Genomic DNA, 13,326 nt, shown 5'->3' with positions numbered 1-13,326 from the left:
GGGCGGGCGTCAGACGCGGGTGACCGTGGCGCCCGGCATCATGTCCACCGGGTCGTAGCGCACGGCCGCGCCGGGGTAGGGCGCGTGGATCACCTGGCCGTCGCCCGTGTACATCCCGACGTGGCTGGCGTCCGAGCGGTAGGTGACCACGTCGCCGGGCCGGGCCTCGGACAGGGGCACCCGGCGGCCGGCGCCGCGCTGGCCCTGCGAGGTGCGCGGCATGGCGACGCCGGCCTGCGCGTAGGACCACTGGACCAGGCCCGAGCAGTCGAAGCCGCCGGGCCCGTTGGCACCCCAGACGTACGGGCGGCCGAGCGCGGAGCGGGCGGCGGCGACGGCGGCGGCGGCGCGGCCCGGGACCGTGACGGCGCCGTCGGGGCCGGGCAGGGCGGCGCGTTCCGCGCGCGAGGCCCGGTCGTAGGCGGCGCGGTCGGCCGCGGTGAGGGAGTTCAGCAGGCGGCGGGCCCGCCCGAGCTTCTGCTCGACCGTCCGCTTGTGGGCGGCGACGGCCCGGCGGCTCTTCTCCAGCTCGGTGAGTTTCCCGGCCGCCTCGGTGCGGTCCTGGGAGAGCTCGCGCATGGCCTCCTGGAGGTCCTTCAGCGCGCCGGCCTGGTGGGCGCTGATCCGGGCGAGCGTGCCGGCCTTGTCCAGGTAGTCGGCCGGGTCGTCGGAGAGCAGCAGCGCGAGGGAGGGGTCGAGGCCGCCGGAGCGGTACTGCGCCCCCGCCAGCGAACCGAGGGCGCCGCGCATGGAGTTGATCTCCTGCTGCTGGCGGGCGACGCGGTCCTGGGCGACGCGCACCTCCCGGCGGAGCCCGTCGGCCCGCTCGCCGGCCCTGTTGTACGCCTCGGTGGCCTTCTCGGCCTGCGCGTAGAGGCGGTCCACCTCGGCGCGGGTGTCGTCGGCCGGCGCGGCCGCGGCCGGTACGGCGCCGAGGGCGGCCGCCGCGGCCGACATGACGCACAGGGCCGCGCTCGCGCCCCGGGCGGAGCCGGTCGCTGCTCGGCGTCGGTGGGACCCCACGGGATGCCGCTCTCCTTCCGCTGGCGGTCGGGGACTGCTCCCCCGCTGCGGGGGAAACGCGGCAGACAGTAGCTCCGCGCGGGGACGGCGGCGAACGGCCGCCCCGGGCACGCGTCGTGGCGCCGCGCCTCCGACGCAGGTCATGGGCGGGCCGGGGGGCCGGGCGGGGAGCGGCGGTTCCCTCTTTCGGGCGGCACCTCGTGTTGATCCCGGGGCGGGCGGGGGCGGACCGTCGGACCTGGGGCGGCGGGGAGACCCTGGCCTGGGCCGATTCGGGCACGGTCCCCCGCGCCGGCCGGTCAGGTCAGTCGCTTGAGGAGCACCGCGGAGGCCACGGGACGCGCCCCGGCGCGGGCCACCCCGTCGGCCACCTCGCGGTCGGTGGAGGCCACGATGACGGGGCGGCCGGGCGGCTCGGCGCGCACCAGCTGGCGGATCAGCTCGTCGGCGGTCACGCCGGGCTTGGAGAAGAGCACCCGCACCCCGCGCGGCGGCGCCAGCAGCACCGGCGCGGCCAGCTCGGCCCCGTCGAAGACACAGGTCACCTCGGCCCCGGTCTGCGCGGCGAGCTGGGAGAGCTGCCCGAGCAGCCGCAGCCGCTGCTTCTCCAGCGGCATCTGGGGATAGCCGGTCTTGGTGACGTTGTAGCCGTCGACCACCAGATGGGCCTGCGGCAGCGCGAGCAGCTGGTCGAGGATCGCGGGGTCGTGCTCGGACAGCGCGCGGGCGGCGATGTCCTTCGGGGTCATACGGCCGGGCTCGACGGCGTCCACGGTCTCGGCGGGCCGCACCGAGACCGGCGGCAGCGCCAGCTCGCGGCGCAGCCCCTGGGCGGAGTCGAGCAGGGTGTCCAGCAGCAGCCGGACGCGCATGTCCTCCACGCTGCGCCCCTCGCGGGCCGCGCGCCGGGTGGCCTCCAGGGCGGCCTCGGCCTCCCCGAGGCGTGCCTTCAGGCGCCGGGTCTCGCTCTCGGCCGCGGAGACCTGGGCCTGTCCCTCGGCCCGTACGGTCTCCGTCTCGGCCTGGATCTTGCGCAGGGCGGCCTCGCCGCGCTTGACGTCGCTGTGGGCGGAGCGCAGCTTGCGGTGCAGTGCCTCCGCCTCCTTCCTGGCCGCCTCCAGATCGCCGCGCAGCCGCTCGGTCTCGTGCCGGGTGTGCTCGCGGGCGTGCGCCAGTTCGTCGCGCAGCCGCTCCAGTTCGGCGCGGCTCTCCTCGTCGGCGCGCTCGGCGTCGGCCCGCTGGGCCTCCTCGCCCGCGGCGGTGACCAGCTTGACCCAGCCGGGGGGCCGCAGCACATAGGCCGCGGCCGCCACGTCGAGCGGATCCGCGGCCGGGGGCGCCGTGCCGGCGTCGAGGGCACCGGCCAGTTCCGGCTGGGCCTCTCTGAACTTCTCCCCGATGCGCTGGCGGAACAGCGCGTCGCTCTCCAGCGCGGCGGCCATGGCGTTGCCGGCGAACTTGGTCCGCCGGTTCGGCGCGAACCGCGCGTACTGCCGCAGCTGGGCGGGCAGTTCACCGACCGTCAGTCCGCCGAAGCCGTCGGAGACGATCTGCACCACCCTGCGCCGCACGCCGTCGGGCAGCGGACGGTCGAGCACCTCGGCGGTGCCGTCGTCCGGCGCCCCGCCTCGTGTCTCCACCATCCCTCACCCCCTTGCCTGTGCGGGCCCGCTCCCGTCAGGAGCCGGCGCCCGGCCTGTCGACGAGCTCCACCTTGTCCACGGCGTTGCACCAGCGGCAGCGCACCGACTCGATCGTCTCACTGAGCACCTCGCGCTCCTCGACCTTCGGCTCGCCGGCGAGGTCGAGATGGACGTACTCCACGACCTTGGACGAGCGCGTCACGTCGAAACGCGTGAGGTTGCCGCAGAGGGTGCAGCGCCACCGCGTCGCGGCGGTGGGCAGGGGAACCGTCATCGTGACTGTTCGCTTCCTTACTAGTGTCCGTGACGCGCCGGGGTCCCCGGTGCGTGTGGCTCGTAACCCTACGGCCTGGCGGGTACTCGCCGCCCGCCCGTCCGCGGCGGCGAGGCGGTCTGCGCGGGTGCGTCCCGTTACGCCATGCTCTGTAGCCATGATCGGCAACTGGCGCGCGCTGCGCTTCCCGGCCCGGTCCGGCGGTACGGCCCGCAGGCCGGCGGCGCCGGTGACGTACGCGCTGATCGCGTTGTGCTCCGCGCTCTTCCTGGTCAGCCCGGCCGCGGGACTGAATCCGGCGTACGGCACGGGCGAGGAGCTGGTGGCGGCCCAGCGCGCCTACTTCCACCGCTGGGGCGTGGTTCCCGCACAGCTGTTCGAGGGTGCGCCCCGGTCGGCCCTGACCCCGCTGACGGCCCTGTTCGTCCACGGCAGCTGGGTGCACCTGCTCGGCAACATGCTCTTCCTCTACGTCTTCGGCGCGATGACCGAGGAGCGTATTGGCCGGATCCGGTTCACGCTGTTCTACCTCGGCTGCGGCTGTCTGGCGCTGCTGGGCTACGCCGTCGCCAACGACGGCTCGACCCAGTCCCTGGTCGGCGCGTCGGGAGCCGTCTCCGGGGTCCTCGGCGCGTTCCTGTTCCTCTTCCCCGGGGCCCGGGTGACAAGCCTGCTGCCGTTCCTGCTGTTCCTGCCGCTGCGCTTCCCCGCCTGGGTCGTACTGCCGTTCTGGGCGGGCGTGCAGTGGGTGGCGGCCACCCGGGCCGGACAGGGGACCGGGGTGGCGTACCTCGCCCACGTGGTGGGCTTCGGGCTGGGGTTCGGCTGCGCGTGGGTGTGCTCCGGGCGGCCGACTAGAGTGAAACCCGCCCCAGCTCCGGCCCCCGAGGGAGAGAACCAGCCGTGATCACCGCGATCGTCCTCATCAAGACCAGCGTGGACCGGATCCCCGAGATCGCGGAGCGGATCGCTTCGCTGGAGAGCGTCAGCGAGGTCTTCTCGGTCACCGGCACCTACGACCTGATCGCCATGGTCCGGGTGAAGCGGCACGAGGACCTCGCCGAGGTGATCCCGGGCCGGATCAGCAAGATCCCCGGCGTCGAGGGCACGGACACCCACGTCGCCTTCCGCACCTACTCCCAGCACGACCTGGAGGCCGCCTTCGCCATCGGCCTGGACAGCTGAGCGGCGGCGCCCGGCGGCGCCGGGGAGTTCCCCGCGGCGCGGCGCCCGGCCGTCCGCTCAGGCGGAGGTGTCGGGCACGCAACGCCCGTCCTCGGTGCGGTAGTTCCAGCGGGCCCCGTCCGCCACCAGCTCCCGGACGGCCGTCACGAACCGCTCGACGTGCTCGTCGGGCGTCCCGGCCCCGAAGCTCACCCGGATCGCGTTGAGCGACTTCTCCCCGGGGCCGGCCTCCGGGGCGCCGCACTCCCCCTGGGCCTGCGGGTCGCTGCCGAGCAGCGTGCGCACCAGCGGGTGGGCGCAGAACAGACCGTCGCGCACACCGATGCCGTACTCGGCGGACAGGGCGGCGGCGAAGTGGGAGCTGTTCCAGCCCTCGACGACGAAGGAGATCACCCCGACGCGGGGGGCGTCGTCCCCGAACAGGGAGAGGATCCGCACCTCGGGCACCTCGGCGAGGCCGGAGCGCACCTTCCCGATCAGATACCGCTCCCGGGCGACCAGGGTGTCGAACCCCGCCTCGGTGAGGGCCTTGCAGGCGGAGGCGATGGAGTAGGCGCCGATCACGTTCGGGGAGCCCGCCTCGTGCCGGGCGGCGCTCTCGTGCCACTCGACGTCCACCCCGCCGTCCTCACGCCGGCTCACCCTGCGGCTGGCGCCTCCCCCGGCGAGGTAGGGCTCCGCCGCGGTGAGCCAGTCGGCGCGGCCGGCGAGGACGCCGGAGCCGAAGGGGGCGTAGAGCTTGTGGCCGGAGAAGGCGACCCAGTCGACGTCCAGGTCGCGGACGGAGACCGGGTGGTGCGGCGCGAGCTGGGCGGCGTCCAGGACGGTGCGGGCGCCGTGCGCACGGGCGGCGGCGGCCAGTTCCCGCACCGGCCACAGCTCGCCGGTCACGTTGGAGGCGCCGGTGACGCAGACCAAGGCCGGGCCGCGGGGGTCGCGGGCGGCGAGGGCGTGCTCCAGCGTCGCGACGGCCTCGCCGGGGGTGCGCGGGGCGTTGAGAACGGTGACGCGGGCGTCGCGCCAGGGCAGCAGGGAGGCGTGGTGCTCGGTCTCGAAGACGAAGACCTCGCAGCCGGCCGGGAGGGCGGCGGCGAGGAGGTTGAGCGAGTCGGTGGTGGACCGGGTGAACACGACCTGGTCGCCGTCCCGGCAGTCGAGGAACCCGGCGACCGTGCGGCGGGCGTTCTCGAACAGGTCGGTGGACAGCTGGGAGAGGTACCCGGCACCGCGGTGGACGCTGCCGTAGTACGGGGCGTAGGCGGCCACGTCGTCCCAGACCCGCTGGAGGGCGGGGGCGCTGGCGGCGTAGTCGAGCGCGGCGTAGGAGACCTCGCCGCCGGTCACCAGCGGCACGGTGACATCCCGTCCCAGGACGGGCAGGGGGGAGCAGACGGACCGGTCGAGGGCAGCGCTGGAGACGGACATGGCGGAACTCCCGTGAGGAAACGGCGCAGAGTGAAGGTGGGTGTGCGGAGGCGGGGCTCGGCGGCCCTATCGCATTCGCTGGCTCACGGAAGACTCCTCGACGACCAGGACCCCTGGTTTCGCGAGGGGTCCGCGCTTGCCGTGGACCTCGATGACCACGGCCTGGTCTTCACCCGGGGCACCCCGCCACGGACGGAGGGTTGCCGGACAGTCGGCCGGGGCCTCATGACTGTCACTCATGACCTGGTACGGGAACGTACGGGAAGAGATCGCCGTCCCGCAACCCGTGTCCGGATCGCGGGACGGCGTCCGCGCGCGAGAGCGTGGACGCCGAGGACGGGCTTCACACGGTCCTCGGAACGGTGTCCGCGCGCGAGGGGGCGTCCCTCAGACGTGCCTCAGACGTCCCTCAGGCGTTGCTCGCGGCCACCCAGAGCTCCAGGGTCCGCTTGGCCGCGCCCGAGTCGATCGACTCCGCCGCCTTCGCCATGCCGAGCCGCAGCTGCTCGGTGAGGGGCGCGTCCGAGGGCCGCAGCGCCACCAGCGCCGCGGCCGAGTTGAGCAGGACGGCGTCGCGCACCGGGCCCGGCTCGCCCTCCAGCAGGCGCCGCGCGACCTCGGCGTTGTAGGAGGCGTCCGCGCCGCGCAGCGCCTCCACCGGCACCAGCTCGATGCCGACGTCCCGCGGGTCGAAGGGCTCCTCGGCCACCTTGCCGTCCCGGACGGTCCAGACCCGCGAGGTCGCGGTCGTCGTCAGCTCGTCCAGGCCGTCGTCACCGCGGAAGACCAGCGCGGAGGAGCCCCGCTCGGCGAGCACCCCGGCGATGAGCCCCGCCATACGGGTGTCGAAGCAGCCGACGGCCGAGGCGGTGACGCGGGCCGGGTTGGTCAGCGGACCGAGGAGGTTGAACGAGGTGGGGATGCCGAGGTCGCGCCGCACCCCGCCGACGAAGCGCATCGACGGGTGGAACTTGGCGGCGAAGCAGAAGGTGATCCCGGCGGCGTCCACCACCTCGGCCACCCGCCGCGGCGAGAGGTCCAGGTTGATCCCGAGCTTCTCCAGCACGTCGGAGGAGCCGCTCGCGGAGGACGAGGCCCGGTTGCCGTGCTTGACGACCTTCGCGCCGGTCCCGGCGATCACGACGGCGGACATGGTGGAGATGTTGACCGTCCTGGCCCGGTCGCCCCCCGTGCCGACGATGTCCACGGCCGGGCCGGGGATGTCCAGCGGCTCGGCGTGCGCGTACATGGCCTCGACCAGGCCGTTGATCTCCTCGACGGTCTCGCCCTTGGCGCGCAGGGCCACCATGAACCCGGCGATCTGGGCGTCCGACGCCTCGCCGCTCATGAAGCGGTCCATCGCCCAGGCGGTGTCCCCGGCGCTCAGGTCCTGCCCGGCGAGCAGGGCGCTCAGCACCCCGGGCCAGGAGCGGGCCGCCGCGGTGTCGCCTCCTGCGGGGGTCACAGCGCTCATAAGCCGCTCCAGGGTCAGGTGTCCCGCACTTCGGGACACGCGTCTCGACGAGGTCCACCCTATCCAGCCGCGGGACACGGAGAGGGGCCCCGTCCGGTCTTCGGACGGGGCCCCTCTGCCGTGGCGTGCGCGGTGATCAGTGCTGGCCGTGGCCGCTGGTGATCTCCTTGTACTCCTCGACGGACGGCTTGGGGATCTGGCCGTCCTCGCCGTAGTAGGACTTGCTGAGCTTGGCGCGCAGCTTCTGGACGCCCTTCACCTTGCGCTCGACGCCGTTCTCGTCGACCGCGGGGCCGATCTCGGCCGGCTTGTACTGCTCGTGCGCGGTGAGCGTGTACAGCGCGTCCTGGCTGAGCGGCTCGTGCACCTCGATGAACTCACCGTGCGGCAGGCGCTTGATGATGCCCGACTCGCGGCCGTGCAGCACCTTGTCCTTGTCCCGGCGCTGGAGCCCCAGGCAGATGCGCTTGGTGACGATGAACGCGACGACCGGGCCGACGAAGAAGCCGATCCGGACGAACCAGGTGACCGCGTTGATCGACAGGTTGAAGTGGGTGGCCCACAGGTCGTTGCCACCGCCGACCAGACCGATCATGTAGACCGTGATCCAGGCGACGCCGAAGCCGGTGCGGGTCGGGGCGTTGCGCGGGCGGTCCAGGATGTGGTGCTCGCGCTTGTCGCCGGTGACCCAGGACTCGATGAACGGGTAGAGCGCGATCGCGCCCAGGACCACACCGAAGAGGACCAGCGGGATGAACACGCCGAGGACCAGCGTGTGACCCCAGAAGTTGACCTCCCAGCCCGGGAAGTACCGGACCAGTCCCTCGGCGAAGCCCATGTACCAGTCGGGCTGGGCGCCGGTGGACACCTGGTCCGGCCGGTAGGGGCCGATGGCCCAGATCGGGTTGATCTGCGCGATCGCCGCGACGGCCGCGATGACACCGAAGACCAGGAAGAAGAAGCCTCCGGCCTTGGCCATGTAGACCGGCAGCAGCGGCATGCCGACGACGTTCTTGTTGGTCTTTCCGGGGCCCGCGAACTGCGTGTGCTTGTGGTAGAAGACCAGGATCAGGTGGGCGACGACCAGACCGAGCATGATGCCCGGCAGCAGCAGGATGTGGATCGAGTAGAACCGGGCCACGAAGTCGGTGCCCGGGAACTCCCCGCCGAAGAGGAAGAACGAGATGTACGTGCCGACGATCGGCATGGACAGGATCGCGCCCTCGGTGAAGCGCACACCTGTTCCTGACAACAGGTCGTCCGGTAGCGAGTAGCCGGTGAAGCCGGTGAACATGCCGAGGACGAACAGCAGGAAGCCGAACAGCCAGTTGATCTCACGCGGCTTGCGGAACGCGCCCGTGAAGAACACGCGCATCATGTGCACGAACATGGCGGCGAGGAAGATCAGCGCGGCCCAGTGGTGGATCTGCCGGACGAGCAGACCGCCGCGCACGTCGAAGGAGATCTCCATCGTCGAGCTGAAGGCCTGGCTCATCATCTGGCCCTGGAGCGGGATGTACGAGCCGTGGTACTCGACCTCGGCCATCGACGGCTGGAAGAACAGCGTCAGGTACACACCGGTGAGGATGATGATGATGAAGCTGTAGAGGCAGACCTCACCCAGCATGAACGACCAGTGGTCGGGGAAGATCTTGCGCATGTTGGCCTTGGCCAGGGAGTAGATCCCCAGCCGGCCGTCCGCCCAGTCGGCGACGCGCTCGCCGGCCGGTGCCTTCCCGCGCGAGCGGGACTCGGTGGTCTCTGTGGTGCTCATCCGCGCTCCCAGAATGCAGGACCGACGGGCTCCTCGAAGTCGCTGAGCGCCTCGAGGTAACCCTCGTCGTTCACGCCGATGCGCAACTGCGGCAGGGCGTGACCGGCCGGGCCGAAGATCACTCGGGCACCGTCGGACAGGTCGAAGGTGGACTGGTGACAGGGGCAGAGCACGTGGTGCGTCTGCTGCTCGTACAGGGAGATCGGGCAACCGACGTGGGTGCAGATCTTCGAGTACGCGACGATGCCCTCGTGCGACCACTCGAGCTCGCGCTTGTCCTTGATGTCGTCGGGCTGGAGCCGGACGATCATCAGGGCGGCCTTGGCGATCTCGTTCTGGAACCCCTCCTCGCCCTCCTCCAGGCCCTCCGGCTTGGCGAAGGTGAGGGAGCCGACCGCGACGTCCGAGGGACGCAGCGGCTCGTTGGTGTTCATGTTGACGAGCAGCTTGCCCTTGGCCCAGAGCGTGCTGCGCAGCTTGGTGCCGGGCAGCGGGCCGAGGTCGCGCAGCAGCACGACGCCGGAGAGCGGCACCAGGGCCAGCGCGCCGAACATCGTGTTGCGGATCAGCTTGCGGCGGCCGAGCGCGGACTCCTTGGCGCCCTGCCGGAAGTCGGCCATGACCTTCGCCCTGACCTCGGGCTCGGCCGCGATCGGGTGGCGGTCGTCGGCGACCTCCTCGTCGGACATCAGGGTGCGGGCCCAGTGGACCGCGCCCGCGCCGATGCAGAACAGGGCCGTGCCGAGGGTGAGGCCGAGCGTGAAGTTCAGCGCGTTGACGTGTCCGAGCGGGAACACGTAGATCGGCTTTTCCTTCGGGATCGCGACGTAGGCCGCGATGAACGCCACGGTCGCCAGCATCGACACCGTGAACAGCAGGGCGACCGTGCGCTCGGACCGCTTGGCGGCCCGCTCGTCGATGTCCTGGATCCGGTGCTCGTGCGGCGGCAGTCCGGGGTCCGCGAAGGGGTTCTTCTCGTCCGCCACCGCGACGGCGGTGCCGTGCGTGGCGGGCAGGTTCTCTTCTGGGATGTCTTGGCTACTCATGACTTCCTGGCCTTTGCGGTCCGAGCGGCGACCCAGACGGCGACCGCGATCAGTGCGCCGAGGCCGAAGATCCAGGCGAAGAGGCCCTCGCTGACCGGGCCGAGGCCGCCCAGCGACGTACCACCCGGGTTGACCGTCTTACCGGTGTTGACCGCGCCCAGGTACGCGATGATGTCCCGCTTGTTCTGCTCCGACATGGTGGTGTCGGGGAAGGACGGCATGTTCTGCGGGCCGGTCTGCATGGCCTCGTAGATGTGCTTCGGGGCGACGTCGTTCAGGGGTGGCGCGTACTTGCCCCCGGTCAGTGCGCCGCCCTTGCCGGTGAAGTTGTGGCATTGCGCGCAGTTGTTGCGGAAGAGGTCGCCGCCCTTGCCGATGTCCGCGCCCTCGGGACCGTACTGGTCCGCGGTCGGGATGGACGGGCCTGCGCCCAGCGAGGCGATGTACGCCGCGAGCTGGTCGACCTCGGCCTGCGAGTAGATGGCCTTCTTCCGCGGGAGCTGGGCACCCTGCGAAGTGGCGGCCGGCATACGGCCCGTGGCCACCTGGAAGTCGACGGCTGCGGCACCCACGCCCACCAGGCTGGGGCCGTCGGAGGTGCCCTGACCGCCGGTTCCGTGGCAGCTGGCGCAGCCGACGGTGTAGAGCTTCTTGCCCTCGTCGATGGTGAGGGACTGGGCGGTTGCCTCGGCCTTCGCCTTGTCCGCGGGGGCGAACACGGCGTACAGCCCCCCCGTGCACGCCAGCGCGAGGAGTAGGACGACGAGCGCCGCCAGCGGATGGCGTCGTCGTGCGGAGAGCTTTTTCACGGATTACCCCGGTGTCAGGATCTTCGGCGTCGGTGCTTCTGGTAGGTGCGTTCGTGCGAACGCGCGCGTGATCGGGTCCTGCTACTTGATCAGGTAGATCGTCGCGAACAGGCCGATCCAGACGACGTCGACGAAGTGCCAGTAGTAGGACACGACGATGGCGGCCGTCGCCTGCTCGTGGGTGAACCTCTTGGCCGCGTACGTACGGCCGAGGACGAAGAGGAAGGCGATGAGACCGCCCAGCACGTGCAGGCCGTGGAAGCCGGTGGTCAGGTAGAAGACCGAGCCGTACGGGTCGGAGGAGAGCGAGAGCCCGTCCTTCTTGACCAGCTCGGTGTACTCGTACACCTGACCGCCGATGAAGATCGCACCCATCACGAAGGTGACGATGAACCACATCCGGAGCTTCTTCACGTCACCGCGCTCGGCGGCGAACACGCCGAGCTGGCAGGTGAGGGAGGAGAGCACCAGGATCGTGGTGTTCGTCGCCGCGAACGGGAAGTTCAAGGCCGAGGCCTTTTCGCTCCAGAACTCGGGACCGGTCACCGATCGCAGGGTGAAGTACATCGCGAAGAGGGCCGCGAAGAACATCAGCTCGGAACTCAACCAGATGATGGTTCCGACGCTGGTGAGGTTCGGCCGGTTGACCGACGGGTGCGCGTGCCCGGTTTCTACTGTCGTTGCTGTCGCCACGACCGACATTATGTCGGTCGCTTATCCCGCCCTCACTCCGGGGGGTGCCGTTCGGAGTGTCTCGCTCGTCCGTACCGGTGTTGACGTGGTGTTCAAGGGAGTAGCATCCGCCGCATCGGGTCTTTCGTACGACGCTGACGTCTCGGAGGAAGCATGCAGCCGACCGCCACCGTGCTGGTCTACAGCGACGACTCCCACACCCGCGAGCAGGTACGCCTGGCGACGGGCCGGCGGCCCGCACCGGACGTGCCCGTGGTGGAGTTCGTCGAGTGCGCGACCCCGGCCGCGGTGGTGCGCGAGCTGGACAAGGGCGGGATCGACGTCTGCGTCCTGGACGGCGAGGCCGTGCCCGTGGGCGGCATGGGCGTCTGCCGGCAGATCAAGGACGAGGTGTTCGACTGCCCGCCCGTACTGCTGCTGATCGGGCGTCCGCAGGACGCGTGGCTCGCGACCTGGAGCCGGGCCGAGGCGGCCGTGACGCTGCCTGTGGAGCCGGTGGAGTTCGCCCAGGCCCTGGCGTCCCTGTTGCGCACGAAGCGGCTCCAGAGCGCGTAGTGCGGCACTGAGCACCGGAGCTGCTCCTCGCCCCCGGGACACCGTCCCGGGGGCTTTCACACGTTCTGCGGCCGCAGCCTCGCGCGTTCCGCCGGGCCGGGGCCGTCCGGGGTGCCGGCCACCAGGGCGCTGCCCTCGCGCCACTTCTTCCAGGACAGGTTCCAGTCGCCGAAGCCGTTGCCGAACGGATCCATCGTGTCGCCCTCGGAGTTGACGACCTTGACGACGTCGCCCTCCCGGACGGTGTCGAAGAACCACTGGGCGTTGGCGGTGCTCATCCCGACGCAGCCGTGGCTGACGTTGGCGGCGCCCTGCGAGCCCACCGACCAGGGGGCGGCGTGGACGTATTCACCGCTCCAGGTCACCCGGGTGGCGTAGTAGACGGGCAGGTCGTAGGACTCCGAGGAGCCCGCGGCTATCCCGATGCTGGTACTGCGCATACGTACGAAGTACTCCTTGCCCAGCACGACCTTGACGCCGTTGCGGGTCTCGAAGCCGGTCTTGCCGGTGGTGACCGGCACGGACCTGACCTCCTCGCCGTTGCGGTAGAGCGTCAGCTGGTGGGCGGAGGCGTCGGTGACCGCGACGACCTTGTCGCCGGTGGTGAGGGTGAGCGGCTTGGCCCTGCCACCCCGCATGCGGTCGCTGATCCGTACGCCCTCCAGGTCGCTGCGGACCCGGATGGTGGCGCCCGTCGGCCAGTACTCCTTGGGGCGGAAGTGCAGCTGCTTGTCGTCCACCCAGTACCAGGTGCCCTGGACGGCGGGGGTCGAGGTGACCCTGAGGCCCCGTTCGACGATCGCGCGCTGCTTCTTGTCCTTGACCGGACGGCTGAGTTCCGCCGTGACGGGCTGGCCCACGCCGTACTTGCCCGCCTTGGGGCCGAAGGTCACCGTGAGCGGCTTCTTGGAGGTGGGCCTGCTGGTGTCGAAGGCGAGGACCTTGCGGCCGGGGGCGCCGTCCTCGTCCTCCGTGCTCACGCGCACCGTGTAGCGGGCGTTGGCGGCGAGCGGGGAGGTGCTGTGCCAACGGGTGCCGTCGGCGGAGAGTTCGCCCGCCACGAAGCGTCCTGTGGCGTCCTTGGCGGTGACGTCCGTGATCCGGCCGTCCGACTTCTCCGCGGTGATCACCAGCGGCTTGTCCGGGTCCGCCTTCGTGCCCTCGTCCCTGGGGCCGTTGAAGGCGATCTGGTCCGCCGCGTCGTACGGGTCGGAGGACAGCGGGTTGCCGTCGCTGCTGCACCCGGAGGCGGTCGCGCCGAGCGCGGCCAGCAGGAGCGTGCAGCCTATGACGGTGCGCGTGCGCGGTGTTTGGCTCATGGCCTCACGCTAGGAAGCCGGGTCGGCGGCGGCGCGTCGGGTGACTCGTACGGGTGAAGTTCGTTGCGGCAAACGCGGGAGCCCGGACCCTCCTGACGGAGTGTCC

Annotated in this window: 13 protein-coding genes and 1 riboswitch; of the genes, 3 read left to right on the top strand and 10 right to left on the bottom strand. The window is 71.5% G+C overall.

The features are described from left to right. Nucleotides 1-9 precede the first annotated feature (9 nt). From SZN_RS07830 to SZN_RS07820, 3 genes are all read right to left on the bottom strand, one after another. Nucleotides 10-1,023 (bottom strand): C40 family peptidase, encoded by a 1,014-nt coding sequence (locus SZN_RS07830; RefSeq protein ID WP_078508488.1) that lies wholly within the window; start codon nt 1,021-1,023, stop codon nt 10-12. A 299-nt stretch (nt 1,024-1,322) separates the two neighbouring features. Continuing rightward, nucleotides 1,323-2,666: an NYN domain-containing protein gene (locus SZN_RS07825; protein WP_007493073.1), complete on the bottom strand. Its 1,344-nt coding sequence runs from the start codon at nt 2,664-2,666 to the stop codon at nt 1,323-1,325. Between the two features lie 34 nt (nt 2,667-2,700). Beyond that, a complete protein-coding gene (locus tag SZN_RS07820; protein WP_007493071.1) occupies nt 2,701-2,940 on the bottom strand; it encodes a hypothetical protein in 240 nt (79 codons plus the stop codon). A 157-nt stretch (nt 2,941-3,097) separates the two neighbouring features. On the opposite strand from SZN_RS07820, the gene SZN_RS07815 reads away from it, so the two are divergent. Beyond that, complete coding sequence (locus SZN_RS07815; protein ID WP_007493069.1) at nt 3,098-3,847, top strand: rhomboid family intramembrane serine protease; 750 nt, start codon at nt 3,098-3,100, stop codon at nt 3,845-3,847. Further along, the gene (locus SZN_RS07810) at nt 3,844-4,125 is read left to right on the top strand and encodes an Lrp/AsnC family transcriptional regulator (protein WP_007493067.1); all 282 of its coding nucleotides are present in this window, start codon (nt 3,844-3,846) and stop codon (nt 4,123-4,125) included. Before SZN_RS07815 ends, SZN_RS07810 begins: the two co-directional genes overlap by 4 nt. Nucleotides 4,126-4,182: 57 nt before the next feature. Here the strand turns inward: SZN_RS07810 and SZN_RS07805 are convergent, their stop codons facing one another. The 6 genes from SZN_RS07805 to ctaE form a co-directional block, all read right to left on the bottom strand. Continuing rightward, a complete protein-coding gene (locus tag SZN_RS07805) occupies nt 4,183-5,550 on the bottom strand; it encodes an aminotransferase class V-fold PLP-dependent enzyme (protein WP_007493066.1) in 1,368 nt (455 codons plus the stop codon). 127 nt (nt 5,551-5,677) lie between these two features. Further along, nucleotides 5,678-5,794: riboswitch (SAM riboswitch) on the bottom strand. A 165-nt stretch (nt 5,795-5,959) separates the two neighbouring features. Next, nucleotides 5,960-7,024 carry an anthranilate phosphoribosyltransferase gene (gene trpD, locus SZN_RS07800; RefSeq protein WP_043729181.1) on the bottom strand — a complete coding sequence of 355 codons (1,065 nt, stop codon included), beginning with the start codon at nt 7,022-7,024 and terminating at the stop codon, nt 5,960-5,962. A 136-nt stretch (nt 7,025-7,160) separates the two neighbouring features. Beyond that, the gene (qcrB, locus tag SZN_RS07795; protein ID WP_007493062.1) at nt 7,161-8,798 is read right to left on the bottom strand and encodes a cytochrome bc1 complex cytochrome b subunit; all 1,638 of its coding nucleotides are present in this window, start codon (nt 8,796-8,798) and stop codon (nt 7,161-7,163) included. Next, the gene (qcrA, locus tag SZN_RS07790) at nt 8,795-9,844 is read right to left on the bottom strand and encodes a cytochrome bc1 complex Rieske iron-sulfur subunit (protein WP_007493060.1); all 1,050 of its coding nucleotides are present in this window, start codon (nt 9,842-9,844) and stop codon (nt 8,795-8,797) included. Before qcrA ends, qcrB begins: the two co-directional genes overlap by 4 nt. Next, nucleotides 9,841-10,653 (bottom strand): cytochrome bc1 complex diheme cytochrome c subunit, encoded by an 813-nt coding sequence (gene qcrC / locus SZN_RS07785; RefSeq protein ID WP_007493058.1) that lies wholly within the window; start codon nt 10,651-10,653, stop codon nt 9,841-9,843. Before qcrC ends, qcrA begins: the two co-directional genes overlap by 4 nt. Nucleotides 10,654-10,734: 81 nt before the next feature. Then, a complete protein-coding gene (gene ctaE / locus SZN_RS07780) occupies nt 10,735-11,355 on the bottom strand; it encodes an aa3-type cytochrome oxidase subunit III (RefSeq protein WP_007493056.1) in 621 nt (206 codons plus the stop codon). 144 nt (nt 11,356-11,499) lie between these two features. Between ctaE and SZN_RS07775 the strand changes: the two genes are divergently transcribed. After that, nucleotides 11,500-11,901, top strand: coding sequence for a DNA-binding transcriptional response regulator (locus tag SZN_RS07775; protein WP_007493053.1), 402 nt, complete (start codon nt 11,500-11,502; stop codon nt 11,899-11,901). Between the two features lie 56 nt (nt 11,902-11,957). On the opposite strand, the gene SZN_RS07770 is transcribed toward SZN_RS07775, so the two are convergent. Further along, entirely contained in the window at nt 11,958-13,220 is a 1,263-nt protein-coding gene (locus SZN_RS07770; RefSeq protein WP_007493051.1) for a L,D-transpeptidase, read from the bottom strand. Nucleotides 13,221-13,326 lie beyond the last annotated feature (106 nt).

Origin of the sequence: Streptomyces zinciresistens K42 (genome assembly GCF_000225525.1) — a bacterium.
Classification (GTDB): domain Bacteria; phylum Actinomycetota; class Actinomycetes; order Streptomycetales; family Streptomycetaceae; genus Streptomyces; species Streptomyces zinciresistens.
The sequence above is the reverse complement of the archived record's forward strand: the minus strand, read 5'-3'. Positions and strand labels throughout refer to the sequence as shown.

What these genes read in the sequence shown, in the direction of transcription:
- SZN_RS07825 (WP_007493073.1), bottom strand. Translation starts at nt 2,666, where the DNA reads ATGGTGGAGACACGAGGCGGGGCGCCGGACGACGGCACCGCCGAGGTG.
- SZN_RS07820 (WP_007493071.1), bottom strand. Translation starts at nt 2,940, where the DNA reads ATGACGGTTCCCCTGCCCACCGCCGCGACGCGGTGGCGCTGCACCCTC.
- SZN_RS07815 (WP_007493069.1), top strand. Translation starts at nt 3,098, where the DNA reads ATGATCGGCAACTGGCGCGCGCTGCGCTTCCCGGCCCGGTCCGGCGGT.
- SZN_RS07805 (WP_007493066.1), bottom strand. Translation starts at nt 5,550, where the DNA reads ATGTCCGTCTCCAGCGCTGCCCTCGACCGGTCCGTCTGCTCCCCCCTG.
- trpD (WP_043729181.1), bottom strand. Translation starts at nt 7,024, where the DNA reads ATGAGCGCTGTGACCCCCGCAGGAGGCGACACCGCGGCGGCCCGCTCC.
- qcrB (WP_007493062.1), bottom strand. Translation starts at nt 8,798, where the DNA reads ATGAGCACCACAGAGACCACCGAGTCCCGCTCGCGCGGGAAGGCACCG.
- qcrA (WP_007493060.1), bottom strand. Translation starts at nt 9,844, where the DNA reads ATGAGTAGCCAAGACATCCCAGAAGAGAACCTGCCCGCCACGCACGGC.
- ctaE (WP_007493056.1), bottom strand. Translation starts at nt 11,355, where the DNA reads ATGTCGGTCGTGGCGACAGCAACGACAGTAGAAACCGGGCACGCGCAC.
- SZN_RS07775 (WP_007493053.1), top strand. Translation starts at nt 11,500, where the DNA reads ATGCAGCCGACCGCCACCGTGCTGGTCTACAGCGACGACTCCCACACC.
- SZN_RS07770 (WP_007493051.1), bottom strand. Translation starts at nt 13,220, where the DNA reads ATGAGCCAAACACCGCGCACGCGCACCGTCATAGGCTGCACGCTCCTG.